The sequence below is a fragment of the Pseudomonas sp. 06C 126 genome (assembly GCF_001855215.1).
In the GTDB taxonomy this organism is placed as follows: domain Bacteria; phylum Pseudomonadota; class Gammaproteobacteria; order Pseudomonadales; family Pseudomonadaceae; genus Aquipseudomonas; species Aquipseudomonas proteolytica.
The window spans coordinates 148,619-172,553 of the sequence record NZ_MIFU01000086.1 but is presented as its reverse complement, the minus strand read 5'-3'; the positions used below and the strand labels follow the sequence as shown (position 1 = coordinate 172,553).

The following is a 23,935-nucleotide window of genomic DNA, read 5'->3' as shown; positions in this document are numbered from 1 at the left end:
GGGCAGGGCGATTGTCCCTCGCCCGGCCTAACGGAGTGGTTATGGTAGTCAAGGTTCTGGTGGTGGATGATTCGGGTTTCTTCCGCCGCCGCGTCTCGGAAATTCTTTCAGCGGATTCCAACATCCAGGTGGTCGGTACGGCCACCAACGGCAAAGAGGCGATTGATCAGGCCCTGGCGTTGAAGCCGGACGTGATCACCATGGACTACGAGATGCCGATGATGGATGGCATCACCGCCGTGCGCCACATCATGCAGCGTTGCCCGACCCCGGTGTTGATGTTCTCGTCGCTGACCCACGAAGGCGCCCGGGTGACCCTCGATGCGCTGGACGCTGGCGCCGTGGACTTTCTGCCGAAGAATTTCGAAGACATCTCGCGCAACCCCGAGAAGGTCAAGCAGATGCTCTGCGAGAAGGTGCACAGCATCTCGCGCAGCAACCGCAGCAGCTTCCGTGCCCCGGTGGCTCCCGCCCCGGTAGCGGCGCCTGCACCGACCAGCAGCAGTTTCGGGCGTCCGGCTCCCGCTCCAGTGGCACGGCCTGCCGTGGCGCCGACGCGCACGGCGGCGCCAACTCCTGCGTCGCCTGCGCCCAAGCGCAAGGCCTACAAACTGGTGGCGATCGGTACGTCCACCGGCGGCCCGGTGGCCTTGCAGCGCGTCCTGACCCAATTGCCCGCCAACTTCCCCGCGCCCATCGTGCTGATCCAGCACATGCCCGCCGCATTTACCAAGGCCTTTGCCGAGCGCCTGGACAAGCTGTGCCGCATCAGCGTCAAGGAAGCCGAAGACGGCGATATCCTGCGCCCGGGCCTGGCCTTGCTGGCCCCCGGTGGCAAGCAAATGATGGTCGACGGTCGCGGCGCGGTGAAAATCCTGCCGGGTGATGAGCGTCTGAACTACAAGCCGTGTGTGGATATCACCTTCGGTTCGGCCGCCAAGTCCTACGGTGACAAAGTTCTGGCGGTGGTCCTCACGGGCATGGGCGCGGACGGTCGCGAAGGCGCGCGCCTGCTCAAGCAGGGCGGTAGCTCGATCTGGGCCCAGGACGAAGCCAGTTGCGTGATCTATGGCATGCCCATGGCCATCGTCAAGGCCGACCTAGCCGACGCGGTCTACAGCCTGGATGACATCGGCAAGCACCTGGTGGAGGCCTGTCACTGATGGATGTGTTGAGCCTGGTTGGGATACTCCTGGCGTTTGTCGCCATTATTGGCGGCAATTACCTGGAAGGCGGCCACCTTGGCGCCCTGGCCAACGGCCCGGCAGCACTGATCGTGATCGGCGGCACCGTCGGCGCGGCGCTGTTGCAGTCACCCCTGAGCTCATTCAAGCGGGCCATGCAGATCCTGGTGTGGATCATTTTCCCGCCGCGCGTGGACCTGGCCGGCGGTATCGATCGCGTGGTCAACTGGAGCCTCACCGCTCGCAAGGAAGGCCTGCTCGGCCTTGAAGGCGTGGCCGATGCCGAGCCCGACAGCTACGCGCGCAAAGGCCTGCAACTGCTGGTCGACGGCGCCGAGCCGGAAGCGATCCGCAGCATCCTCGAAGTGGACTTCTACACCCAGGAAAGCCGCGATATCAACGCGGCCAAAGTTTTCGAAAGCATGGGCGGCTATGCGCCGACCATCGGCATCATCGGTGCGGTCATGGGCCTGATCCACGTGATGGGCAACCTGGCCGACCCCTCGCAACTGGGCAGCGGCATTGCCGTGGCATTTGTCGCCACCATCTACGGCGTGGCCAGTGCCAACCTGTTGCTGCTGCCGATTGCCAGCAAGCTCAAATCCATTGCCATGCGCCAATCCCGCTACCGGGAAATGCTCCTGGAGGGCATCCTGTCGATTGCCGAGGGCGAGAACCCGCGCTCCATCGAATTGAAGCTCCAGGGCTTCATGGATTGATGACCATGAGCATCGGCGCCGAGCAGGCTGGTTGTGGTGGTGGCTGTGGCTGTAGCTGTGGCTGTGGCGAGCGGGCTTGCCCCGCGCTGGGCTGCGTAGCAGCCCCAAAACCTGGATCGGCGAACTGTCTGACACTGCGCGGTGGTTATTTTAGGGCCGCTTCGCAGCCCAGCGCGGGGCAAGCCCGCTCGCCACAGCAAGCCCGGCTGCCACAGCAAGCCCGAGAGGGGTACTGCCTGTGAGCCGTCGCCGCCGCGAGCCTGAAGAGCACGTCAACCATGAGCGCTGGCTGGTGTCCTACGCCGACTTCATCACCTTGCTGTTCGCCTTCTTCGTGGTGATGTACTCCATCTCTTCGATCAACGAAGGCAAGTACAAAGTCATCTCCGAAGCCCTGGTGGGCGTCTTTACCGATTCCGACCGGGCCCTCAAGCCGATTCCCATTGGCGACGAGCGGCCCAAGACCATGACCCCGGCCAAGCCCCTGGTCAAGGACAGCGACGAGACCGACGCCGGTATCAGTGGCGGCAGCGATCCGCTCAAGAGCATCGCCGACGATATCAGTGCGGCATTTGGCGACCTGATCAGCTCCAACCAGATGACCATTCGCGGCAACGAGCTGTGGGTGGAGATCGAGCTCAATTCCAGCCTGCTGTTCGCCAGTGCCGATGCGCTGCCCAGTGATATTGCGTTCAGCATCATCGATAAGGTGGCGGCCATCCTCAAGCCCTTCGACAACCCGATCCACGTCGAAGGTTTTACCGATGACCAGCCGATCCACACTGCGCAATTTCCCACTAACTGGGAGCTGTCGTCGGCGCGTTCGGCGAGCATCGTGCGCATGCTGGCGATGCAGGGCGTGAACCCTGGGCGCCTGGCGTCGGTGGGGTATGGTGAATTCCAGCCCGTGGCCAATAATGCGACGGCCGAAGGCCGCGCGCGCAACCGTCGGGTGGTGTTGGTGGTGTCGCGCAACCTGGATGTGCGCCGCAGCCTGACCGCCACCGGCGCGGCCAATGCACAACCTGATGCTGCAATGAAGCGGGCTGGCACACAAACTGCACCGACGCCCGTAAAGCCGCCGGTTCGGGAGAGTGCCGTCAATTCTCCGTCACCGGCTCTATAACCTCGTGCTATTTCTCGGTCGAGCCAGTGCCTGCCGGGAGGAACAATCCGAATGAGAGTCTGGGCAGTTGCCAATCAAAAAGGTGGAGTCGGCAAGACCACCACCTCCATCGCCTTAGCCGGTCTGCTGGCCGAGGCGGGCAAGCGTGTGGTCATTGTCGACCTGGATCCCCACGGCTCGATGACCAGCTATTTCGGCTACGACCCCGATGCCCTGGAGCACAGTTGCTTCGACCTGTTCCTGCACAAGGGCAGTGTGCCCACCGGCTTGCCCGGGCAACTGCTGTTGCCCACCAGCAACGAGAAGATTTCCCTGCTGCCCTCCAGCACCGCCCTGGCCACCCTTGAGCGCCAGTCGCCGGGGCAGAGCGGCCTGGGCCTGGTGATCGCCAAGAGTCTGGCGCAACTGTGGCAGGACTTCGACTACGCAATCATCGACAGCCCGCCATTGCTCGGCGTGCTGATGGTCAATGCCCTGGCGGCCAGCCAGCAACTGGTGATCCCGGTGCAGACCGAACACCTGGCGGTCAAGGGCCTGGAGCGCATGGTCAGCACCCTGACCATGATCAACCGCTCACGCAAGCAGGCGTTGCCGTTCAGCATCGTGCCGACCCTGTTCGACCGTCGTACCCAGGCTTCCCTGGGCACCTTGCGCGTACTGCGCGATGCTTACCCGGACACCATCTGGCAAGGCTATATCCCGGTGGATACGCGCCTGCGTGACGCCAGCCGCGCGGGCCTGGCGCCGTCGCAATTCGATGGCAAGAGCCGTGGCGTACTGGCGTACCGCGCCTTGCTCAAGCACCTGCTGGCCCAGCAACTTGTGGCGCAGGTGGCGTGAAATGAACCTGAATTCAAGTCCACGGGGCATCGCGCCGATAACCTTTGAATACACGGTTAACGGGGCTTGCGCGTGGGCATACAGATGAGTCGTCCTGTCGATATCAAGACCCGGCCGCAACTGGCGCTGCAGTCCTACCTGGACGCGCTGCTGCAAGAGGCGACCGAGGAAGTACTGCCCGAGCCGATCCTGGTGCTGGATGAAGCGCTGGCGCTGCCTGTGGTCGAGGCTGAGGCCGGCCTGGATGAGTTTCAACTGGCGGTCCTGGAAGAGCAGGCCCGTGATGCGGTGGTGGTGCCGGTTGCCGTCGTGGTCGTGCCTGAGCCTGTACCGCTGGTGCTGGTGCCGCCGGTGGCCGAGGTGCATCGGCCGCCGAGCATTACCCCGCCACCGGTGGAAACCGATGGTCGACCGGCCTGGGCTGCCGAGTCGTTCGAGTGCCTGCTGTTCGATGTCGCCGGGCTGACACTGGCGGTGCCACTGGTGTGCCTGGGGTCGATCTATTCCCTGGAAGGCCAGGAACTGACGCCGTTGTTCGGCCAGCCGGAGTGGTTTCTCGGGATCCTGCCGAGCCAGGCCGGCAACCTCAAGGTGCTGGACACTGCGCGCTGGGTGATGCCCGACCGCTATCGCGATGATTTTCGCCAGGGCCTGCAATACGTGATTTCGGTGCAGGGCTACGAATGGGGGCTGGCGGTGCATCAGGTCAGCCGTTCGCTGCGCCTGGACCCCAACGAAATCAAATGGCGCAGCCACCGTGGCCAGCGGCCATGGCTGGCGGGCACGGTGATTGAACATATGTGCGCGCTGCTGGATGTCGCCGAATTGGCGGAGCTGATTGCCAGCGGCGCGGTAAAGGATCTGCCAGGTAACAAACGTACTTGATAAGAGGCGCAGCGCCACGGTGCTGCCAAAGAAGAACACACGCCGTTATCAACGGTATTTGAAGGGGTCAGGGGTATGAACAAGTCGTCAGCGTCCGCACAGGGTTTGGATGATCCGATTCTGCAATGGGTGACCTTCAAGCTGGACAACGAGTCCTACGGCATCAACGTGATGCGCGTGCAGGAAGTGCTGCGCTACACCGAAATCGCGCCAGTGCCGGGTGCGCCGAGCTACGTGCTGGGCATCATCAACCTGCGCGGCAACGTCGTGACCGTGATCGACACCCGCCAGCGCTTTGGCCTGATGCCGACTGAAGTCAACGACAACACCCGTATCGTCATCATCGAAGCCGACAAGCAAGTGGTCGGGATCATGGTCGACAGCGTGGCCGAAGTGGTTTACCTGCGTCAGTCGGAAGTCGAGACTGCGCCGAATGTCGGCAACGAAGAGTCGGCCAAGTTTATCCAGGGCGTATGCAACAAGAACGGCGAGCTGCTGATTCTGGTTGAGCTGGACAAGATGATGAGCGAAGAAGAGTGGTCGGACCTGGAGAACATCTGATTGATGCTTGAGGTAGCGGTAATCGTCCTGGCCCTGCTGTGGGTCGGGACCCTGGTGGTGTTGCTGCGCCATATGCGCCAACAACGCGAATTGGTGCTGCAGCAGGCCGAGCGCGACGCCGTGCGCGACCAACGCCTGCGCGAGATCGCCAAGCGCGTGGACAACTACCAGCAAAGCGCCGTGCGGGTGGGGGAGGACGTGCATGAACTGCGTTCAATCCTCGCCCCGTTGCCCGACAAACTGTCGGCACTGGAACAGCGCGACCCGGCCAACCTGTCCTTCGCCCAAGCGGCGAAGCTGGTGGGCATGGGCGCCACGGTGGACGAACTGACCCAATCCTGCGGCCTGACCCAGGCCGAGGCGCAGTTGATGAGCAAATTGCACAAAAGCTGAACTGGCCGCAGTTCCCATGTGGAAGCGGGCTGTTGTGGCGAGCGGGCTTGCCCCGCGTTGGGCTGCGCAGCAGCCCCAAAACCAGCCGCTACGGTGTATCTGACACTGCGCATTCGGCCTACTGGGGCTGCTGCGCAGCCCAGCTCGGGCGATGCGGCGTTCCGACAAGCCCGCTCGCCACAACAGCCAGGTCCACATTTTTTGATCTGTGCATCCTCGAAACGTCAGTAATCATCCCCGCGCGCCGTCACATCCCGCTCCTCTGGCTCGGCATTCGGGTCATAGCCCACCGGGAATTTGCCCTTCAACGTCCAGGCAAACGCAATGATCTCGGCGATGGTCCGGTACAGCTCTTCGGGAATGCTGTCCCCCAGTTCCATGCGCGCCAGCAATTTCACCAGCTCGGCATTTTCATAAATCGGTACTTCGTGCTCCCGCGCCAACTTCAGAATGGCTTCGGCCAGGGCGTCGTCGCCTTTGGCGGTCAGGGCGGGAGCCGCTTTGCCGTCGTATTTGAGGGCGATGGCCTGGCGCGGTGGGTTGGGGTTTTTCATGCGGTTTCATCCACCCAGCGTTGTTCCAGCCCGGTCTTTGGCCCGCGGGGCGGGGTGCCGAGGTGGCAGTCGAGGTCGCCGACGTTGAGGCCCGACGACACCAGGCGTTCGCGCAGGCTACCTAGGTGGCTTTCGATCAGGCTGGCGGTGAACGGGCGGGTGGCCCACAACTGGCTGGAGAGTTTGCCTTCGCTCAGTTGCGCCTGGACCTGCAACGGGCCCAGGGGCTCCATGTCGAACGCCAACTCCACGCGCCAGAGCATTTTTTTGGCGTCGCGTTCGATCCTGCGTTCAGGCTCGTCCTTGTCCGGCGCCGGTTCTTCACGCTGGAATTTGACCTGCAGTGGCACGATGTCCTGCAGGGTACGCATGGGGATTTCCATCTGCCAGGTGGTTTGCAGGCGGCCGTCGGCGGTGGTGCCGGTCTGTTCCAGGCTCGACAATTGGTGGCTCTGCAAACGGGAGATGGCGCCGGCGGCCAGGCGCAGCAGGTTTTCCAGGCTGTTTTCACCCTCCAGGCGCTGCAACAGCCGCTCCGGCAAAGGGAAGCCGCCCGGTGCGGTGCGGGCGCCCATCTGGCCGAGGGTGCCCAAGGGGCTACGCACAAAACTGGGCAGCATCTGCGCCAGGGTGTTGGCGGCCAGGATGGCATTGAGATTGGTGCTGGCGGGGAGGGCGGGCATCAGTTCGGCCACCAAGCGCAGCAGGCTGCCCTTCATGTCCAGAGGCGGGACCAACGGATTTTGCCCGGCCAGCAGCTTGGCTTCCAGCAGCGCGCCGCTGTTGTGCAGCAATTGCGCCAGCACCTTGGGGTTACTGACTTGGGCCAGGTCGGGCATGCCGGCCAGCACCCGCTCTACCGCTGCGCGCAGATCCGCCGGCAGGTCGGCAGTGCGCGGCAGGTTTTGCAGGGCGCTGAGCAGGCCTTCCAGTGAGCCCTGGCGGCTTTGCTGAGTCGCCAATTGCTGACTGACTGCCAGTTGATCGCGCAGCCCGCTCAAGGGCACGAAATCCAGAGTCTGCGCGCCCTGTACCACGGCACTGAGCAAGCTGCCGACGCGCAGCGGTTGCGGGCTTTCCAGGGTCAGGGTGGTGCCGCTCAAGGCGCTGTTGAGCACCGACACCAGCGAGCGGTATAGCGCCGGTTGCCCGGCGCCCTGGGGCAGCATCTGCGAGGTCAGGACCTTGGCTTGCAGCAAGGTGCCCAACGGCAATTGATTGGTGTCGATACGGGTCAGGGCCGCGACATTGGCGCTGAGGGCCTGTTGCAGGCTGATCGCCAGGTCGCCGGACGCCGTCTGGCTCACCGCGACATTGCTGCCCAGGGGCAGCGGCTGGCTACTGGCGGCCTGTACCAGGGTTTGGCGGCCACCTTCGAGGGTCAGCTTGAGCAATAGCTGAAAGGCTTCACCGCCTTGCTTGAGCGCCAGCACCTCGGCGTTCACGGTTTTTCCGGCGTCGATCAAGCCTGTCTGGGGCTCCAGCAGTTTTAGCAGTTCGCCCACTGCAGGCGCAGGCCTGGGCCCGGTGGCCGGGGCTGGGGGGAGGGTCGGAAGGTTGATGTCACCGGTCATCGTGGCCGCCGTCTCAAGGAAATTGCCCTCTTTAGAGTAGGGCATCGCATGTATAATGCCGCCCGTCTTCAAAGAGCGGGTCAAAAACATCACAACTGATTGATCCAGCTCTCTAAAACAGGCCGCCAATGCAGTTATTGTGCATCTCTTTAACGGCCGTTCCACCGCCGACTTGAACCGTAAAGGCCCGCGATCTTGTGACCAGTCCACTACTTGAAGCCGTTGCGCTTGCCTGTGAGCGAGACCTGCGGATGCTGTTCGAACACCTCGAACTGCGTCTGGCGGGCGGCGATATGGTGCAGATCAGTGGGCCCAACGGCAGCGGCAAGACCAGCCTGCTGCGCCTGCTGGCCGGTTTGATGCAGCCTACGGCAGGGCAGGTGCGCCTTAACGGCAAACCGCTGCACGAACAACGCACGGAGCTGGCGCGCAACCTGCTGTGGATCGGCCACGCCGCCGGAATCAAGGATGTGCTGACGGCTGAAGAAAACCTCAGTTGGCTCAGCGCCCTGCATCACCCGGCTACGCGCGAGTCCATCTGGCAGGCCCTGGCCGCCGTGGGCCTGAAGGGTTTCGAAGATGTTCCCTGCCATACCCTGTCGGCCGGCCAGCAACGCCGCGTGGCCCTGGCCCGGCTGTACCTGGATGGTCCGCCGCTGTGGATCCTCGACGAACCGTTCACTGCCCTCGACAAACAGGGCGTGGCCCAGCTTGAAGAACACCTGGCCCGGCATTGCGAGCAGGGTGGCATGGTGGTCCTCACCACCCATCACACCTTGACCCGCATGCCAGCCGGCTACCGTGACCTGGACCTGGGGCGGTGGTCGGTATGAGTGTCTTTGCCCTGCTGGTCGCCCGCGAAGCTCGCTTGCTGTGTCGTCGCCCGGCCGAGTTGGCCAACCCGCTGGTGTTCTTTGCGATTGTCATCGCCTTGTTCCCTTTGGCGGTCGGCCCCGAGACTAAACTGTTGCAAACCTTGTCTCCGGGACTGGTGTGGGTAGCGGCACTTTTGTCCGTCCTGCTCTCGCTGGACGGGCTGTTTCGCAGTGATTTCGAAGATGGATCCCTCGAACAGTGGGTCCTTTCGTCGCACCCCCTGCCTCTTCTGGTACTGGCCAAGGTGCTGGCACACTGGGCCTTCTCCGGCCTGGCGCTGGTCCTGCTCGCGCCGCTGCTGGCGATGATGTTGGGGCTGCCTTCCGAATGCCTGCCGGTGTTGCTGGCCTCGTTGTTGCTAGGCACCCCGGTGCTGAGCCTGCTGGGGGCCGTCGGTGCGGCACTGACCGTCGGCTTGAAGCGCGGTGGGCTGTTGCTGGCCTTGCTGATTTTGCCTTTGTATATCCCGGTGTTGATCCTGGGCAGCGGTGCCTTGCAGGCCGCGCTCATGGGGATGCCGGCGACCGGTTACCTCTTGTGGCTTGGCAGCCTGACCGCCCTGGCGGTAACCCTGACACCCTTTGCTATAGCGGCCGGCCTGAAGATCAGCGTCGGCGAATAATGAGGTCTGACCCAGTGTTTTCACTGAGTCAGTAAAGACCCTAAGCTTCTTGCAACGACAAGAAGCAACCGTGATGGAAACAGCAATGAACTGGACCTGGTTTCACAAGCTCGGCTCGCCCAAGTGGTTCTATGGCATCAGCGGCAAAATGCTGCCCTGGCTCGCCGTCGCCGCCTTCCTGCTGATCGGTATCGGCCTGGTCTGGGGCCTGGCCTTCGCGCCGCCGGACTACCAGCAGGGCAATAGCTTTCGCATCATCTATATCCACGTTCCCGCCGCGCTGCTGGCCCAGTCCTGCTACGTGATGCTGGCGGTGTGCGGCATCGTCGGCCTGGTATGGAAGATGAAGCTGGCCGACGTCGCCCTGCAATGCGCCGCGCCCATCGGTGCGTGGATGACCGCGGTGGCGCTGCTGACTGGGGCGATCTGGGGCAAGCCGACCTGGGGTTCGTGGTGGGTCTGGGATGCGCGACTAACGTCCATGTTGATCCTGCTGTTTCTGTACTTCGGTCTGATTGCCCTGGGCAACGCGATCAGCAATCGTGAGAGTGCCGCAAAGGCCTGCGCGGTGCTGGCGATTGTCGGCGTGATCAATATCCCGATCATCAAGTACTCCGTGGAGTGGTGGAACACCCTGCACCAGGGCGCCACCTTCACCCTCACCGAAAAACCGGCTATGCCCGTGGAAATGTGGGCGCCGCTGCTGCTGATGGTCCTGGGCTTCTACTGCTTTTTCGGCGCGGTGCTGCTGATGCGCATGCGCCTCGAAGTGCTCAAGCGTGAAGCCCGCGCCAGCTGGGTCAAGGTCGAAGTGCAAAACAGCCTGGGAGCCCGTGGATGAGTTTCGCCTCTTTCAGTGATTTTCTCGCCATGGGCCACCACGGCCTGTACGTCTGGACCGCTTATGGCATCAGCCTGGCAGTCCTGGCCCTCAACGTCGTTGCGCCGATCCTGGCCCGCAAGCGTTACCTGCAACAAGAGGCGCGTCGTCTGCGCCGGGAGACCGATAAGTGAATCCGCTGCGTAGAAAGCGTCTGTTGATCATCCTTGCCATCCTGGTGGGCGTCGGCGTTGCCGTGGGCCTGGCCTTGAGCGCCTTGCAGCAGAACATCAACCTGTTCTATACCCCGACCCAGATCGCCAATGGCGAAGCGCCGCAAGACACGCGCATCCGTGCCGGAGGCATGGTCGAGGCCGGCTCCCTGAAGCGTTCCGGCGACTCCCTGGACGTGACCTTCGTGGTCACCGACTTCAACAAGTCCGTGACCATCACCTACCGTGGCATCCTCCCGGACCTGTTCCGCGAAGGGCAGGGCATCGTGGCCCTCGGCAAGATCAACGCCGACGGCGTGGTGGTGGCCGATGAAGTGCTGGCCAAGCACGATGAAAAATACATGCCGCCGGAAGTGACCAAGGCCCTGAAAGAAAGCGGCCAATCCGCGCCAACCCCAGCCAAGGAGGGTTAAGCAATGACCTCTACATTGTTTATTCCCGAGTTGGGCCAGTTGGCGATGATCCTCGCCCTGTGCTTTGCCATCGTCCAGGCCATCGTGCCGCTGCTGGGCGCCTGGCGCGGTGATCGGCTGTGGATGAGCCTGGCGCAACCCGCCGCCTGGGGTCAGTTCGCGTTCCTGGCGTTCGCCTTTGGTTGCCTGACCTACGCCTTTATGACCGACGACTTTTCCGTCGCCTATGTCGCCAGCAACTCCAATAGCGCTTTGCCCTGGTACTACAAGTTCAGCGCCGTCTGGGGTGCCCACGAAGGCTCCCTGCTGCTGTGGGCCTTCATCCTTGGCGGCTGGACCTTTGCGGTGTCGGTGTTCTCCCGGCAGTTGCCGCAAGTGATGCTGGCGCGCGTGCTGGCGGTGATGGGCATGATCAGCATCGGCTTCCTGCTGTTCTTGATCATGACCTCCAACCCGTTCGAGCGGATTCTGCCGCAGATTCCCGTGGACGGTCGCGACCTCAACCCGCTGCTGCAGGATATCGGCCTGATCGTCCACCCGCCGATGCTGTACATGGGCTATGTGGGCTTCTCCGTGGCTTTCGCCTTTGCCATCGCCGCCTTGCTCGGCGGGCGTCTCGACGCCGCCTGGGCGCGCTGGTCGCGGCCGTGGACCATCGTCGCCTGGGCCTTCCTGGGTATCGGCATCACCCTGGGCTCCTGGTGGGCCTACTATGAACTCGGCTGGGGCGGCTGGTGGTTCTGGGACCCGGTGGAAAACGCCTCCTTCATGCCCTGGCTGGTGGGCACGGCGCTGATTCACTCCCTGGCAGTCACCGAAAAACGCGGCGTGTTCAAGAGCTGGACGGTGTTGCTGGCCATTGCCGCCTTCTCCCTGAGCCTGCTGGGCACCTTCCTCGTGCGTTCCGGCGTGCTGACGTCGGTGCATGCGTTCGCTGCCGACCCTGAGCGCGGCGTGTTCATCCTGATCTTCCTGCTGTGCGTGGTGGGCGGCTCGCTGACCCTGTTCGCCCTGCGTGCGCCGGTGGTCAAGAGCCACGTGGGCTTCAACCTGTGGTCGCGGGAAACCCTGCTGCTGGGGAACAACCTGGTCCTGGTGGTCGCCGCTTCGATGATCCTGCTGGGCACCCTGTACCCGCTGGTGCTCGATGCCCTGACCGGCGCCAAGCTGTCGGTCGGCCCGCCGTACTTCAACGCCTTGTTCATCCCGTTGATGGGCCTGCTGATGGTGGTGATGGCGATTGGCGTGCTGGTGCGCTGGAAAGACACCCCGGTCAAATGGCTGCTGGGCATGCTCACTCCGGTGCTGCTGGGCAGTGCCGCCTTGTCGGTGATTGCCGGGATTGCCTACGGCGACTTCAACTGGGCCGTGCTCGCGACCTTCATGCTGGCGGCCTGGGTGTTGCTGGCCGGCGTGCGCGATATCTTCGACAAGACCCGCCACAAGGGCCTGATCAAAGGCCTGCCGACCCTGACCCGCAGCTACTGGGGCATGCAGATCGCCCACATCGGCATCGCCGTGTGTGCCCTGGGCGTGGTGTTGTCCAGCCAGAACAGCGCCGAGCGCGACTTGCGCCTGGCCCCTGGCGAGTCCATGGACCTGGCGGGCTACCAGTTCGTGTTTGAAGGCGCCAAGCACTTCGAAGGGCCGAACTTCACTTCCGACAAAGGCACCGTGCGCGTGGTGCGCAACGGCAAGCAAATCGCCGTGCTGCACCCGGAGAAACGCCTGTACACCGTGCAAAGCTCGATGATGACCGAAGCCGGGATCGACGCCGGGTTCACCCGTGATCTCTACGTGGCACTGGGCGAGCCGTTGGGCGATGGCGCCTGGGCCGTGCGCGTGCACGTCAAACCGTTTGTGCGCTGGATTTGGTTCGGTGGCCTGCTGACCGGCTTCGGCGGGTTGCTGGCCGCGATGGACCGGCGTTACCGGGTCAAGGTCAAGAGCCGGGTGCGTGAAGCCCTTGGCATGCAAGGAGCCGCTGTATGAAGCGTTGGTTGATGGTATTGCCGCTGGCGCTGTTTCTGCTGGTCGCGGTGTTTTTGTATCGCGGCCTGTACCTGGACCCGGCCGAACTGCCGTCGGCGATGATCGGCAAGCCGTTCCCGGCGTTTTCGCTGCCGACGGTGCAGGGCGACAAAACCCTGACCCAGGCCGATCTGATCGGCAAACCGGCCCTGGTCAACGTGTGGGCCACCTGGTGCATCTCGTGCCGCGTGGAGCACCCGGTGCTGAACAAACTGGCCGAGAAGGGCGTGGTGATCTACGGCATCAACTACAAGGACGACAATGCGGCGGCCTTGAAGTGGCTGGCGGAATTCCACAACCCGTACCAGTTGGACGTGCGCGATGAAGACGGCAACCTGGGCCTGAACCTCGGCGTCTACGGTGCCCCGGAAACCTTCTTTATCGACGCCAAGGGCGTGATCCGCGACAAGTTCGTGGGGGTGATCGACGAAGTGGTCTGGCGCGAACAACTGGCGGCCAAGTACCAGGCCCTGGTGGATGAGGCCAAGCCATGAAGCGTTGGCTGACCGCTGCTGTATTGGCGTTGGGGCTGGTGGGCGTGGCCCATGCCGCCATCGACACCTATGAATTCGCCCGGGATGGCGACCGCGAGCGTTTCCGCGAGCTGACCAAGGAACTGCGCTGCCCCAAGTGCCAGAACCAGGACATCGCCGACTCCAACGCGCCGATTGCCGCCGACCTGCGCAAAGAGATTTTCCGCATGTTGGGCGAGGGCAAGGACAACCAGCAGATCATCGACTTCATGGTTGATCGCTACGGTGAGTTCGTCCGCTACAAGCCGGCGTTGACCGGCAAGACCGCCTTGCTCTGGTTTGGCCCCGCTGCCCTGTTGCTGGGCGGCCTGGTGGTCATGGCCGTGATCGTCCGCCGTCGCCGTGCGGCTCCCACCGATGGCAGCGACGCGCTATCTGCCCAAGAGCGCCAACGCCTCGACCAACTGCTGGACAAAAAAACTGATGATTGATTTCTGGCTCGCAGCTGGCCTGCTGCTCCTGGTTGCCTTGAGTTTCCTGTTGATCCCGGTGTTGCGCGTACGCCGCGCCCAGCGTGAAGAAGACCGTACCGCGCTGAACGTCGCGCTGTATCAGGAACGTGTTGCCGAACTGCAAACCCAACAAAGCGAAGGCGTGCTCAACGCGGCGCAACTCGACACCGGTCGTGCCGAAGCCGCCCGTGAATTGCTGGCCGATACCGAAGGTGTGGAGAAGCCCCGGGAATCGCGCCTGGGCAAACCGCTGCCACTGCTGGCCGCGGTGCTGGTGCCGGTATTGGGCCTGGCGCTGTACCTGCATTACGGCGCCATCGACAAAGTTGAACTGACCCGCGAGTTCGCCGAGCCGCCGGTGTCCCTCGCCGACATGACCCAGCGCCTGGAACGGGCAGCGGCGGCGCAACCGGATTCGGCCGAAGGCCTGTACTTCCTGGGGCGCGCCTACATGGCCCAGGACCGCTCGGCGGATGCGGCCAAGGTCTTCGAGCGCGCCGTGGCCCTGGCCGGTCGCCAGCCGGAACTGCTCGGGCAGTGGGCCCAGGCGCAGTACTTTGCCAACAACAAGCAATGGTCGCCGCAGCTTCAGGCCTTGACCGACGAAGCGCTGAAGCTCGATCCGAAGGAAGTCACCAGCCTCGGCCTGCTGGGCATCGCCGCCTTTGAGGGCCAGCGGTACCAGGACGCCATCGACTACTGGAATCGCCTGCTGGCCCAGTTGCCGGAGCACGACAACTCCCGCGCAGCGCTGCAAGGCGGCATCGACCGCGCCGCCGAGAAGTTGAAAGAAGGTGGCGGTGTTGTCGCCCCGACCGTCAAGAGCGCCGTGATGAAAGTGCGTGTGGACCTCGCGGCTGACGTCAAAGCCCGTGCGCTGCCGACTGACAGCGTCTTCATCTTCGCCCGTGCCGTTTCCGGCCCGCCGGCGCCACTGGCGGCCAAGCGCGTGACCGTGGCCGACCTGCCGGTGACCGTCGAACTGGGCGATGCCGACGCGATGATGCCGCAGTTGAAACTGTCCAACTTCGCCGAAGTCCAACTGGTTGCGCGCATCTCACGGGCCGGTCAACCGACTGCCGGCGAGTGGATCGGCCGCAGTCAACCCCTGGCCAGCAGCACCACCGCGACCCAGCAGTTGACCATCGACAGTCCGGATCAATAATTTCGAGGAAACGCCCATGACCGCCATCGCTCGTATCACCCTGCTCAGCCTGGTATTGGGCTTGAGTGCTTGCGCGGTTCATCGGCCACCACCAGCTCCTACGGGCCCGACCATTCCTCCGTCGGGCCCATCGACCCAGCCGAGCAGCAAACCCAGCGGCCCGGTCATCGCCCCGCCCAAACCCTTGCCGAGCAAGTCCCCGACCTTCGCCCCGCCTCCCGGCGCTGCCAGCCATTGGGACGGCAAGATGCAGGTCTACGTGCTGGACGAGCAACCGGACACCTTCTACCGCCAGCGCACCTACTACCGCTGGAGCAACGGCTGGAGCCGCTCCATCAGCCCGAACGGGCCATGGGAAGAGACGAATGTGCAGGGTGTACCGCCGGGGTTGAGCAAGCAGTACGCGAAATGACAAAAGGCGACCTTCGGGTCGCCTTTTTCTTGCCCGCCTGGCACACCGGCGGCCCATCAACGCCGATCAAACATCGCTGCCATCGCCCCTCTCCTGTAGGCGCTGGCTTGCCAGCGAAAACCCCCCAGGCGCCGCGGTCATCCTGATGACCCGCGTCATCGTTGAGGGCCTTCGCTGGCAAGCCAGCTCCTACAGTGCATTGCACACGCTAAAATCTTCATAGCCGCTGGTGCGTGGTGGGGCCCACTGGGTTAATGTGGCCAGCGCCGGGCGGGCTGCCGGTAGTCCAACAAGTCTGGCGACAAGCCAAGAGGGTGTTTTGATGGCGGGCAGGTTGATCTATCTCATCGGGCCATCGGGTTCGGGCAAGGACAGCCTGTTGGATGCCGCGCGTGCGCCATTGGCCGAACGCGGCTGCCGTATTGTGCGGCGGGTCATCACCCGTTCGGCGGAAGCGGTGGGCGAGGCCGCCCAGGGCGTAAGCCCCGCGCAATTCGCGACACTGCAAGCCGAGGGTGGCTTTGCCCTCAGTTGGCAGGCCAATGGTTTGTCTTATGGTATTCCACGGCAGATCGACGACTGGCTGGCGGCCGGCGACGATGTGCTGGTCAATGGCTCCCGTGGGCACCTGGCGCAAACCCGCGCCCGTTATCCGACGCTGTTGGTGGTGCTGCTGACGGTGGACCAGGCGGTGTTGCGCCAACGCTTGCTGGCGCGGGGCCGTGAGTCGGTGGCAGAAATCGACGCACGCCTGGCCCGCAACGCACAGTTCAGCGACAGCCTGAAGGCCGCGCCCGGGGTGTTCCTGCTGGATAACTCCGGGCCGTTGGCGCACACCGTCGCCCGATTGCTCGATTGTCTGGAGCCGGGGCATTCGGCATGCGCCTGACCCTGCTGGGCACCGGCGATGCCCGTCAAGTCCCGGTGTATGGCTGCGAATGCGCCGCCTGTGCCCTGGCGCGCAGCCATGAACACTTGCGCCGCCGCGCGTGCAGCGCGCTGATCGAGTGCGGCGACCAGCGCTGGTTGATCGACAGCGGGCTGACAGACCTGACCGAGCGCTTCCCGCCACGCAGCCTCAACGGCATTCTGCAGACCCACTACCATGCGGATCATGCCCAGGGCCTGCTGCATCTGCGCTGGGGCCAGGGCCTGATCATTGCGGTGCATGGCCCGGCCGATCCCGAAGGCCTGTCGGACCTCTACAAACACCCCGGTATCCTTGATTTCAGCCAGCCCTTTGCCGAGCTCGAGACCCGGCAGTTTGGCGAACTGGCAGTCACCGCGTTGCCCCTCCAGCATTCCAAGCCGACGTTCGGGTACCTGCTGCAAGGGCAGGGGCGGCGCCTGGCCTATCTGACCGATACCACGGGCCTGCCGCCGACAACCATTGCCTGGTTGCGCCGCGAGCCCCTGGATGTGATGGTCATCGACTGCTCCATGCCACCGCAACCCCAGGCGCCGCGCAATCACAATGACCTGACATTGGCCCTGCACTGCATCGACGCGTGCGGCGCCGAGCTTGGGGTGTTGACCCACGTCGGGCACACGCTGGATGCCTGGCTGCTGCAGCATCGCGCTGAGCTGCCGGGGCATGTGACGGTGGGCTGGGATGGGCGGGTGCTTTAACCCAAGGCCTTCGGCTTTTCAATATCCGGCAAAACAACCGCCAGTCTGCCTCGATAAATCTGTGCTTGAGTAAAGATAACTCTGGGGTTATTTTTATTCGGGCCAGAGCAAGGAGGCTGTGGTGCAAAGCAGGCTATTGATCAAGGAACTGCAAGCGGCGGGCTGGGTGCTGGATCGGGTCACGGGCAGCCATCATATTTTCACGCATCGCTATAACCCGTACACGATACCGGTGCCACATCCCAAGAAGGACCTGCCCTTGGGCACCGTGCGAAGTATCAGGCAGCGTGCCGGGCTGTTTTCGTTCTAGAGCGGTTTTTAAGGAGAATATTCATGCAATACCCAATCTGTATCGAATGGGGCGATGACTTTACCGCCACCGGTATCCAGATCCCCGATATTCCAGGTGCGGTGACCGCCGGGGACAGTTTTGAAGAGGCTTACAACGGGGCAGTGGAAGTGGCGCACATCATGCTGCAAGAGATGGCCAGTGAAGGCCGGGCGATTCCCATGCCGACCTCGGTCGCGGCGCACCACGGCAACGAGGAATACGCCGGGATGGGCTGGGGCATGCTGGAGCTCGATATCTCGCCTTACCTGGGCAAGACCGAGAAGGTCAATGTGACCTTGCCAGGGTATGTGATCCAGCGCATTGACCGGTATGTACGCGAGCACAAGGTGAAGAGCCGCTCATCATTCCTGGCGGATGCGGCGTTGGAGAAGTTGGTGCGTTCTTGATTGTGCTGGGCTGAATGTAGATCGGATGTTTCTTGAGCAACTGACGATTTGTCTTGAAAAATACTGTTCCTTTTTGCTTTTTTTTATGGCGGCCAACCACTTGGACATGAGATTTCGAGACTGAGTAATCCGCAGGGTTTGTAAGAATCCATGTGTTTTGTCAGCAAACCAGACAGCAGGCCAAAGCGTTTCAACAAGACTCAAAATGCGGGTGGTGGGGTGATTTCCTGCATGAAAGATTAGGCACGGATGACGGTGACCGATGCGGCTTTCTGCGATGAAGTTGACGCGGTGGGAACCTGTTATCCCAGCCATCAATCGAGTCGGAGATCGCCATGAGTCAAATCAACACTATGCGTATTCAGCCTGGTAGCCATCAGCCCGTGCCAGCGCACCAGCCTCCCATGAAGTCGCTTTCGGCTTATGGGAAACGCTCCCTCAATACCGATCAGGTCATCCAGCATCTGACGCGCAGCGGTACGCGTTTTAAAGACCGGGACGGAGACGGCAAAACGCAGGTTTCTGTCAAACTTGATGCTTTTACCGAGCAGCAGAAAACCTGCGCTCGTCGGGCTCTGCAGTCGTGGCAGGACGTGGCCGATATCAGTTTTCATGAAAATGCCCGCGCGCCTGACGGATCTATTCAGATATCCGGCTCCGATCGGATGGGTGGTGGTGTCGCATGGGGGCCGAGTGGGCGTAATTCAGCCGCAAGAGCCTTGGTCGGTACACAACAGGCATCACCTGCGCCAAAGGAGGGGAGTTACTTTCATACCACCATGGTCCATGAGATCGGCCATTGTCTGGGGCTGGCGCATCCCGGTGCGTACAACGGCGGGGGATCGTACGAGCGGGATGCAAAGTTTGCCCAGGACACACGGGCCGGCACGGTCATGAGTTACTGGTCGGAGCGTAAGAACGCCGACCACAACTTCAAGGGTGTATTGCCGTCGGCGCCGATGATGTATGACATCGCGGCGATTCAGAGCATTTATGGGGCTAATCGCAAGACGCGCAACACTGACACGACCTATGGCTTCAATTCCAACACCGGCCGCGAAGTGCTGAGCCTCAAGAGCGCTGCTGATTCAGCGGTGTTCTGTGTGTGGGATGGCGGTGGGAATGACACCCTGGATTTTTCCGGGTATGCGCAGAACCAGAAGATCAACCTTAATGCGCAGTCGTTCTCGGACGTGGGCGGCATGCGAGGTAACGTTTCCATCGCCAAGGGCGTAACCCTGGAAAACGCCGTCGGCGGACCGGGCGATGATGTGCTCACGGGCAATGACGCAGACAACCGTCTCAAGGGTGGTGCGGGGGCAGACAGGTTGCGAGGGGGCGTGGGTGCAGACACCTTCGTCTACGACAAGGCCAGTGATTCCACGCCACACAATCCCGACCTGATCGAAGATTTCACCAGCGGCACCGACAAGATTGATGTGTCGGGTGCGTTGAGGGAGGCCGGTGTCAAGGGGCTCACCTTTTCCAGCCAATTCAACGGACGACCCGGTAATGCGGTACTGAGCCATGATGCGAGTACAGGGCGTGGCAGCCTGGCGATTGATATGAGCGGCAATGGCAAGCCGGACTTGCTGGTGAACACCGTGGGCAAGATTCAACCTGGCGACATCGTGACCGGCGGAGCGGCGCCTGCACCGGCGCCGACCCCGACCCCGACCCCGACCCCTGTGCCTGAACCAGACGCTTTGGGGATGTTAACGAGTCTTCTGCAGGGGACGCTCATGATGCTCCAGGGGCTCTTGCGGTTGCTTGGGACTGGTAAACCCTAGGCAGGATCCTGGGCGTGGCGGCGTGGTCTTGAACGTCAGGCGCTCACTGTCGAAGCGCCTCTGGAAACACTCATGAACCGCAACAGGGCCACCAGGGGGAACGCGCTGCCCACCAGAATCACCCCAAACCAGCCGCCGTGTTCATACACACTGCTGGCAATCGCCGAGCCCAGGGCACCGCCGATGAAGATACTGGTCATGTACAGCGCATTCAGACGGCTGCGGCTATGGGCATCGAGGGCGTAGATGGTGCGCTGGCCGAGGACCATGTTCATTTGCACGCAGAAATCCAGGACCACGCCGGTGACCATCAAGCCGATGACACTGTAGGCCGGGTGTACCAACGCAGGCAGAAAACTCAAGGTTGCCAACAACATTGCCAGCAGCGAAGCACGATGGGTATGGCCGGCATCTGCCAGGCGTCCGCTGATCGGCGCGGCAATGGCGCCGAGGGCACCCACCAAGGCAAACAGGGCGATTTCACTTTGGCTCAGGCCGTGGTTACGCGAGAGCTCCAGGGGGGCGGCAGTCCAGAACAGGCTGAAGGCGGCGAACATACAGCCCTGGTAGAACGCCCGTTGGCGCAGCAAAGGTTGCTGACGCAGCAGTGAGCCCAACGACCCCAGCAACTGGCCGTAGCTGGCGCTGTGGTCGGGCTGGCGCTTGGGCACGGTCCGCCACAGCACCAGGCTGATAGCGGCCATCATCGCTGCCGCCGCCATGAACATCGCCCGCCAGCCGAAGTGGTCGGCGACCAGGCTGGAAACCGGACGTGCCAGCAGGATGCCCAGCAACAGGCCGCCCATGATGCTGCCCACCACCCGACCACGGGATTCGGCCGGCGCCAGGTGCGCGGCCAGGGGAATCAGGATCTGTACCGACACCGAGCTGAAGCCGATCAGCAACGACACCAGCAAAAACAGGTTGGGTTGTTCGGTAAACGCCGCGCCCAGCAGGCTGGCAATGGCAACCACGGTGGTGATGATCATCAGCCGGCGGTTTTCCAACAGGTCGCCCAGCGGCACGAGGAAGAACAGACCCAGGGCATAACCGATCTGGGTCAGGGACACAATCAGGCTGGCCATGGCGGGTGTCAGGCCGATATCCGGGGCGATCAGTTCAATGATCGGTTGTGCGTAATAGATGTTGGCGACGATGGCGCCGCAGCAGAACGCAAACAGCAGCACCATGCCACGGGTCAGGGGGGCGGTCGCGGACGGGGTAGCGATCATGGTGTTCTCGTGAAAGCGGGGAAGGAGGGCGTGAAGGGTAAAGGGTAGGCGAAGGAAGGGAGTAAGTGTTACTGATGATTTCAGTCATGCCCGGCATTGATGCCTTACGCGCAAGCCAATGTGTGGGAGCGGGCTTTTGTGGGAGCGGGCTTGCTCGCGAATGCGGTGGGTCAGACAAATAGTTTTTGACTGATACACCCCATTCGCGAGCAAGCCCGCTCCCACACAAGCCCGCTCTCACATTCAGTTACTGGCCGCTGTAGATCTGGTCGAATACCCCGCCATCATTGAAGTGGGTCTTTTGCACGGTGCGCCAGTCACCAAAGGTCTTCTCCACCGACAAGAAGTCGACTTTCGGGAAGCGATCGGTGTATTTGGCCAGCACTGCCGGGTCCCGTGGACGCAGGTAGTTGTTGGCGGCAATTTCCTGGCCTTCGGCCGACCACAGGTATTTCAGGTAGTCATTGGCAACGTCACGGGTGCCTTTTTTGTCGACCACTTTATCGACCACCGACACCGGTGGCTCGGCTTCGGCAGAGACGCTTGGGTAGACCACTTCGAATTGATCGCGGCCGAATTCGCGGGCAATCATTTCCGCTTCGTTTTCAAAGGTCACCAGCACGTCGCCGATCTGGTTGGTCATGAAGGTCGTGGTGGCGGCACGGCCACCGGTATCGAGCACCGGTGCTTGCTTGAACAGCTTGCCAACAAAATCCTTGGCCTTGTTTTCATCACCGCCGTTCTTCAGCACATAGCCCCAGGCCGACAGGTAGGTATAGCGACCGTTACCCGAGGTCTTGGGGTTGGGCACGATCACCTGCACACCATCCTTGAGCAGATCCGGCCAGTCTTTCAGGGCCTTGGGGTTGCCCTTGCGCACGATAAACACGGTGGCGGACGTGAACGGCGCACTGTTGTTCGGCAGGCGGGTGACCCAGTTGTCTGGCACCAGTTTGCCGTTGTCGGCCAGGGCATTGATATCGGTGGCCATGTTCATGGTGATCACGTCAGCCGGCAGGCCGTCGATGACCGAGCGCGCCTGTTTGCTGGAACCGCCGAAGGACATCTGCAAGGTCAACTTGTCGTCCGGGTGCTCGGCTTGCCAGTGCTTCTGGAACGCGGCGTTGTAATCCTTGTAGAAGTCGCGCATCACGTCATAGGAGACGTTGAGCAGGGTGGTCGAGGCAGCCTGGGCACCGATAGACAGTGCAAGGCCTGCGGCCAGGAGAGAAGCGCTAACGAGTTTTTTCACTGCTCATTCCTTGTTGTTCGAGAAGGTAGTGGCTTATAGCCCACGACTATAGCCGGGGCAGCATAGACGCTTAAAGATTAAAAAGAACTTTGCTTATTCCACTTTCTGATAGAGCCCGTTGCCACAGCGCGAACAGAAGGCCGCGTTGGGTTCATGGGTATTTTTCTTGCACACCGGGCAATCATGTTGCAGTTGCTCGCCGCGCATGGCGTTGGCCAGTTCGGCGGTAAAAATCCCGGTAGGCACGGCGATGATCGAGTAACCGGTGATCATCACCAGCGACGAGATCACCTGGCCCAGCGGGGTCTTGGGCACGATGTCGCCAAAGCCCACGGTGGTCAGGGTCACGATAGCCCAGTAAATACCCTTGGGGATGCTGGTAAAACCATGCTCCGGGCCTTCAATCACGTACATCAGGGTGCCGAACACCGTTACCAGGGTGCAGACGCTGACCAGGAACACCACGATCTTCTGCTTGCTGCCGCGCAGCGCCGACATCAGGTAGTTGGCTTGCTTGAGGTACGGGCTGAGCTTGAGCACACGGAAGATCCGCAGCATGCGGATGATGCGGATAATCAGCAGGTACTGGGCGTCGCTGTAGTACAGGGCAAGGATGCCGGGGACGATGGCCAGCAAGTCCACCAACCCGTAGAAGCTGAAGGCATAGCGCAACGGCTTGGGCGAGCAATACAGGCGCAGGCCGTACTCGATAGCGAAGATCAGCGTGAAGCCCCACTCGATATAGGCCAGCACATCAGCGTAGTTCTGGTGCACTTCGTCGATGCTGTCGAGCATCACGATCACCAGGCTTGCGAGGATGATCAGCAACAGGATGCCGTCAAAACGCCGCCCGGCTGCCGTGTCGCTCTGGAATACCATGACGTAGAGCCGCTGGCGCCAGTCGTTGTTGCTGTCCATGTAGTCCGCCTGAATCGAAGGTCTGCGAAGCCTAGGGGGATTCGAACGGGCTGTCCATGTTGGCCCTGTGCCGCAGGCGCAACGTCGCGCGCACCAGCCAGCAGGCCAGGATAAACGGTGCCGTCAGCGGCGCCAGGTGCAGGCCGGCAAAACCGGGGGCAAGCAGGCTTGCCAGGAGGATGCCGAGCAAAGGCAGCCAGGGTTGGCGCCGGTACTGGCTCAGAGCCAGGGCGGCAAGCGCGGGGTTGTAGCTGTGCAGGCCGAGCAGGGCCCCGGTGGGGTCGTCGAGCAACAGGCCGAGTACCACGCCGCTGCTGGCGCCGAGCATCGCCCAAAGTGCCGCGCGAGGGCTGGCCAGCAGCAGGCCAAGGGCGATCAGCAAGCCGGCCAGTGGTTGATCCAACAGTATGATCTGGCCCAGGCCGACCAGTGGGGCGCCGAGCCAGGCGAGGGAGGCCGCTGGGGTTGCCGGCAGCGCGGCGGGTGAGACCGTGCCGAGCAACAACCAGCCGATGGCCACGAAGGGCACGGTATAGGCCGGCAGGTCATCGCCATGGACCATGCGCTTGACCCATTGCCGGGTCAGGATCGCACTCAGGCCACCGCACGCCAGGATCAGCGGCGGTACCAGCGCCGACCAGGCGAAGTGCTGACTGATCAGCAAACCCAGCAACACACCGTTATAGCTATAGAGCCCGGCCTGGCGCTCGGCCTTGGGGTAGTCGCGGCGCTGGGCGGTGAGCAAACCGGCGACCCCGCCCAGCAGCGCACCGCCAAGCAGGGCCGGGGCGCAGGAGAGGATTGCCAACAGGCACAGCAGGCCACACAGCGGGTGGCGCTGCAGGAAGATCTGGCTGAAGCCGTTGAGCAGGGCTTCGGCCCAGTCGGGGCAGGTTGGGTTGGGCATAGTGAGGGAGTCAGGGAGACCGAGTTGCCCTTATCGCGGGCAAGCCCACTCCCACATTTTGATTGGCGAACCCAAT

Annotated in this window: 28 protein-coding genes; 22 read left to right on the top strand and 6 right to left on the bottom strand. The window is 62.5% G+C overall.

The genetic code is table 11. From position 1 onward, the window contains the following. The first annotated feature begins 41 nt into the window (after positions 1–41). From BHC62_RS15085 to BHC62_RS15055, 7 genes are all read left to right on the top strand, one after another. A complete protein-coding gene (locus BHC62_RS15085) occupies positions 42–1,163 on the top strand; it encodes a chemotaxis response regulator protein-glutamate methylesterase (protein ID WP_029292568.1) in 1,122 nt (373 codons plus the stop codon). Next, positions 1,163–1,903: a flagellar motor protein gene (locus BHC62_RS15080; RefSeq protein WP_029292570.1), complete on the top strand. Its 741-nt coding sequence runs from the start codon at positions 1,163–1,165 to the stop codon at positions 1,901–1,903. The genes BHC62_RS15085 and BHC62_RS15080 overlap by 1 nt, the downstream gene beginning before the upstream one ends. Positions 1,904–2,141: 238 nt before the next feature. Then, a complete protein-coding gene (gene motD / locus BHC62_RS15075) occupies positions 2,142–3,029 on the top strand; it encodes a flagellar motor protein MotD (protein ID WP_029292572.1) in 888 nt (295 codons plus the stop codon). 51 nt (positions 3,030–3,080) lie between these two features. Beyond that, positions 3,081–3,869 (top strand): ParA family protein, encoded by a 789-nt coding sequence (locus BHC62_RS15070; protein ID WP_029292574.1) that lies wholly within the window; start codon positions 3,081–3,083, stop codon positions 3,867–3,869. A gap of 84 nt (positions 3,870–3,953) precedes the next feature. After that, the gene (locus BHC62_RS15065) at positions 3,954–4,754 is read left to right on the top strand and encodes a CheW domain-containing protein (protein WP_070995420.1); all 801 of its coding nucleotides are present in this window, start codon (positions 3,954–3,956) and stop codon (positions 4,752–4,754) included. Between the two features lie 75 nt (positions 4,755–4,829). After that, the gene (locus tag BHC62_RS15060) at positions 4,830–5,315 is read left to right on the top strand and encodes a chemotaxis protein CheW (RefSeq protein WP_029292578.1); all 486 of its coding nucleotides are present in this window, start codon (positions 4,830–4,832) and stop codon (positions 5,313–5,315) included. Next, complete coding sequence (locus tag BHC62_RS15055) at positions 5,316–5,708, top strand: DUF2802 domain-containing protein (protein WP_070995419.1); 393 nt, start codon at positions 5,316–5,318, stop codon at positions 5,706–5,708. 224 nt (positions 5,709–5,932) lie between these two features. Here BHC62_RS15055 and BHC62_RS15050 read toward each other — a convergent pair whose 3' ends face one another. Beyond that, positions 5,933–6,262, bottom strand: coding sequence for an EscU/YscU/HrcU family type III secretion system export apparatus switch protein (locus tag BHC62_RS15050; protein ID WP_029292582.1), 330 nt, complete (start codon positions 6,260–6,262; stop codon positions 5,933–5,935). After that, the gene (locus BHC62_RS15045; RefSeq protein ID WP_070995418.1) at positions 6,259–7,836 is read right to left on the bottom strand and encodes a flagellar hook-length control protein FliK; all 1,578 of its coding nucleotides are present in this window, start codon (positions 7,834–7,836) and stop codon (positions 6,259–6,261) included. The genes BHC62_RS15050 and BHC62_RS15045 overlap by 4 nt, the downstream gene beginning before the upstream one ends. Before the next feature lie 197 nt (positions 7,837–8,033). On the opposite strand from BHC62_RS15045, the gene ccmA reads away from it, so the two are divergent. The 15 genes from ccmA (at position 8,034) to BHC62_RS14970 (ending at position 19,550) form a co-directional block, all read left to right on the top strand. Next, positions 8,034–8,669 (top strand): cytochrome c biogenesis heme-transporting ATPase CcmA, encoded by a 636-nt coding sequence (ccmA, locus tag BHC62_RS15040; RefSeq protein ID WP_029292586.1) that lies wholly within the window; start codon positions 8,034–8,036, stop codon positions 8,667–8,669. After that, positions 8,666–9,334 (top strand): heme exporter protein CcmB, encoded by a 669-nt coding sequence (gene ccmB, locus BHC62_RS15035; protein WP_029292588.1) that lies wholly within the window; start codon positions 8,666–8,668, stop codon positions 9,332–9,334. The genes ccmA and ccmB overlap by 4 nt, the downstream gene beginning before the upstream one ends. Positions 9,335–9,419: 85 nt before the next feature. After that, entirely contained in the window at positions 9,420–10,175 is a 756-nt protein-coding gene (locus BHC62_RS15030; RefSeq protein WP_029292590.1) for a heme ABC transporter permease, read from the top strand. Next, a complete protein-coding gene (gene ccmD / locus BHC62_RS15025) occupies positions 10,172–10,348 on the top strand; it encodes a heme exporter protein CcmD (RefSeq protein ID WP_029292593.1) in 177 nt (58 codons plus the stop codon). Before BHC62_RS15030 ends, ccmD begins: the two co-directional genes overlap by 4 nt. After that, positions 10,345–10,800, top strand: a complete 456-nt coding sequence (gene ccmE / locus BHC62_RS15020; protein ID WP_029292595.1) for a cytochrome c maturation protein CcmE — start codon at positions 10,345–10,347, stop codon at positions 10,798–10,800. The genes ccmD and ccmE overlap by 4 nt, the downstream gene beginning before the upstream one ends. Positions 10,801–10,803: 3 nt before the next feature. Then, on the top strand, positions 10,804–12,792 hold the full coding sequence (locus BHC62_RS15015) for a heme lyase CcmF/NrfE family subunit (protein ID WP_029292597.1): 1,989 nt from the start codon (positions 10,804–10,806) through the stop codon (positions 12,790–12,792). Next, complete coding sequence (locus BHC62_RS15010; RefSeq protein WP_029292599.1) at positions 12,789–13,325, top strand: DsbE family thiol:disulfide interchange protein; 537 nt, start codon at positions 12,789–12,791, stop codon at positions 13,323–13,325. Before BHC62_RS15015 ends, BHC62_RS15010 begins: the two co-directional genes overlap by 4 nt. After that, entirely contained in the window at positions 13,322–13,795 is a 474-nt protein-coding gene (locus BHC62_RS15005) for a cytochrome c-type biogenesis protein (RefSeq protein ID WP_029292601.1), read from the top strand. Before BHC62_RS15010 ends, BHC62_RS15005 begins: the two co-directional genes overlap by 4 nt. After that, positions 13,788–14,981 (top strand): c-type cytochrome biogenesis protein CcmI, encoded by a 1,194-nt coding sequence (gene ccmI, locus BHC62_RS15000; protein ID WP_070995417.1) that lies wholly within the window; start codon positions 13,788–13,790, stop codon positions 14,979–14,981. The genes BHC62_RS15005 and ccmI overlap by 8 nt, the downstream gene beginning before the upstream one ends. A 16-nt stretch (positions 14,982–14,997) precedes the next feature. Then, complete coding sequence (locus BHC62_RS14995) at positions 14,998–15,393, top strand: hypothetical protein (RefSeq protein WP_029292605.1); 396 nt, start codon at positions 14,998–15,000, stop codon at positions 15,391–15,393. Positions 15,394–15,715: 322 nt separating this feature from the next. Beyond that, complete coding sequence (phnN, locus tag BHC62_RS14990; RefSeq protein WP_070995416.1) at positions 15,716–16,282, top strand: phosphonate metabolism protein/1,5-bisphosphokinase (PRPP-forming) PhnN; 567 nt, start codon at positions 15,716–15,718, stop codon at positions 16,280–16,282. Then, on the top strand, positions 16,273–17,022 hold the full coding sequence (gene phnP / locus BHC62_RS14985) for a phosphonate metabolism protein PhnP (protein WP_070995415.1): 750 nt from the start codon (positions 16,273–16,275) through the stop codon (positions 17,020–17,022). The genes phnN and phnP overlap by 10 nt, the downstream gene beginning before the upstream one ends. A 121-nt stretch (positions 17,023–17,143) precedes the next feature. Then, positions 17,144–17,332: a type II toxin-antitoxin system HicA family toxin gene (locus BHC62_RS14980; RefSeq protein WP_029292612.1), complete on the top strand. Its 189-nt coding sequence runs from the start codon at positions 17,144–17,146 to the stop codon at positions 17,330–17,332. Positions 17,333–17,355: 23 nt separating this feature from the next. After that, positions 17,356–17,760, top strand: a complete 405-nt coding sequence (locus tag BHC62_RS14975) for a type II toxin-antitoxin system HicB family antitoxin (protein ID WP_070995414.1) — start codon at positions 17,356–17,358, stop codon at positions 17,758–17,760. A gap of 335 nt (positions 17,761–18,095) precedes the next feature. After that, the gene (locus BHC62_RS14970; protein ID WP_070995413.1) at positions 18,096–19,550 is read left to right on the top strand and encodes a M10 family metallopeptidase C-terminal domain-containing protein; all 1,455 of its coding nucleotides are present in this window, start codon (positions 18,096–18,098) and stop codon (positions 19,548–19,550) included. 35 nt (positions 19,551–19,585) lie between these two features. On the opposite strand, the gene BHC62_RS14965 is transcribed toward BHC62_RS14970, so the two are convergent. The 4 genes from BHC62_RS14965 to BHC62_RS14950 form a co-directional block, all read right to left on the bottom strand. Then, positions 19,586–20,782 (bottom strand): MFS transporter, encoded by a 1,197-nt coding sequence (locus tag BHC62_RS14965; RefSeq protein ID WP_070995412.1) that lies wholly within the window; start codon positions 20,780–20,782, stop codon positions 19,586–19,588. Positions 20,783–21,029: 247 nt separating this feature from the next. Further along, complete coding sequence (locus tag BHC62_RS14960; RefSeq protein ID WP_029292620.1) at positions 21,030–22,034, bottom strand: sulfate ABC transporter substrate-binding protein; 1,005 nt, start codon at positions 22,032–22,034, stop codon at positions 21,030–21,032. A gap of 93 nt (positions 22,035–22,127) precedes the next feature. Further along, entirely contained in the window at positions 22,128–22,952 is an 825-nt protein-coding gene (locus tag BHC62_RS14955) for an ion transporter (protein WP_029292622.1), read from the bottom strand. 31 nt (positions 22,953–22,983) lie between these two features. Next, entirely contained in the window at positions 22,984–23,859 is an 876-nt protein-coding gene (locus tag BHC62_RS14950) for an urea transporter (protein ID WP_070995411.1), read from the bottom strand. Between the last annotated feature and the right edge of the window lie 76 nt (positions 23,860–23,935).

What these genes read in the sequence shown, in the direction of transcription:
- BHC62_RS15005 (WP_029292601.1), top strand. Translation starts at nt 13,322, where the DNA reads ATGAAGCGTTGGCTGACCGCTGCTGTATTGGCGTTGGGGCTGGTGGGC.
- BHC62_RS14970 (WP_070995413.1), top strand. Translation starts at nt 18,096, where the DNA reads ATGAGTCAAATCAACACTATGCGTATTCAGCCTGGTAGCCATCAGCCC.
- ccmB (WP_029292588.1), top strand. Translation starts at nt 8,666, where the DNA reads ATGAGTGTCTTTGCCCTGCTGGTCGCCCGCGAAGCTCGCTTGCTGTGT.
- BHC62_RS15010 (WP_029292599.1), top strand. Translation starts at nt 12,789, where the DNA reads ATGAAGCGTTGGTTGATGGTATTGCCGCTGGCGCTGTTTCTGCTGGTC.
- phnP (WP_070995415.1), top strand. Translation starts at nt 16,273, where the DNA reads ATGCGCCTGACCCTGCTGGGCACCGGCGATGCCCGTCAAGTCCCGGTG.
- BHC62_RS15045 (WP_070995418.1), bottom strand. Translation starts at nt 7,836, where the DNA reads ATGACCGGTGACATCAACCTTCCGACCCTCCCCCCAGCCCCGGCCACC.
- phnN (WP_070995416.1), top strand. Translation starts at nt 15,716, where the DNA reads ATGGCGGGCAGGTTGATCTATCTCATCGGGCCATCGGGTTCGGGCAAG.
- BHC62_RS15050 (WP_029292582.1), bottom strand. Translation starts at nt 6,262, where the DNA reads ATGAAAAACCCCAACCCACCGCGCCAGGCCATCGCCCTCAAATACGAC.
- BHC62_RS15030 (WP_029292590.1), top strand. Translation starts at nt 9,420, where the DNA reads ATGAACTGGACCTGGTTTCACAAGCTCGGCTCGCCCAAGTGGTTCTAT.
- BHC62_RS15065 (WP_070995420.1), top strand. Translation starts at nt 3,954, where the DNA reads ATGAGTCGTCCTGTCGATATCAAGACCCGGCCGCAACTGGCGCTGCAG.
- ccmI (WP_070995417.1), top strand. Translation starts at nt 13,788, where the DNA reads ATGATTGATTTCTGGCTCGCAGCTGGCCTGCTGCTCCTGGTTGCCTTG.
- BHC62_RS14950 (WP_070995411.1), bottom strand. Translation starts at nt 23,859, where the DNA reads ATGCCCAACCCAACCTGCCCCGACTGGGCCGAAGCCCTGCTCAACGGC.
- BHC62_RS14955 (WP_029292622.1), bottom strand. Translation starts at nt 22,952, where the DNA reads ATGGACAGCAACAACGACTGGCGCCAGCGGCTCTACGTCATGGTATTC.
- BHC62_RS15060 (WP_029292578.1), top strand. Translation starts at nt 4,830, where the DNA reads ATGAACAAGTCGTCAGCGTCCGCACAGGGTTTGGATGATCCGATTCTG.
- ccmD (WP_029292593.1), top strand. Translation starts at nt 10,172, where the DNA reads ATGAGTTTCGCCTCTTTCAGTGATTTTCTCGCCATGGGCCACCACGGC.
- BHC62_RS14975 (WP_070995414.1), top strand. Translation starts at nt 17,356, where the DNA reads ATGCAATACCCAATCTGTATCGAATGGGGCGATGACTTTACCGCCACC.
- BHC62_RS15015 (WP_029292597.1), top strand. Translation starts at nt 10,804, where the DNA reads ATGACCTCTACATTGTTTATTCCCGAGTTGGGCCAGTTGGCGATGATC.
- BHC62_RS15085 (WP_029292568.1), top strand. Translation starts at nt 42, where the DNA reads ATGGTAGTCAAGGTTCTGGTGGTGGATGATTCGGGTTTCTTCCGCCGC.
- BHC62_RS15070 (WP_029292574.1), top strand. Translation starts at nt 3,081, where the DNA reads ATGAGAGTCTGGGCAGTTGCCAATCAAAAAGGTGGAGTCGGCAAGACC.
- BHC62_RS15080 (WP_029292570.1), top strand. Translation starts at nt 1,163, where the DNA reads ATGGATGTGTTGAGCCTGGTTGGGATACTCCTGGCGTTTGTCGCCATT.
- BHC62_RS14965 (WP_070995412.1), bottom strand. Translation starts at nt 20,782, where the DNA reads ATGATCGCTACCCCGTCCGCGACCGCCCCCCTGACCCGTGGCATGGTG.
- BHC62_RS14995 (WP_029292605.1), top strand. Translation starts at nt 14,998, where the DNA reads ATGACCGCCATCGCTCGTATCACCCTGCTCAGCCTGGTATTGGGCTTG.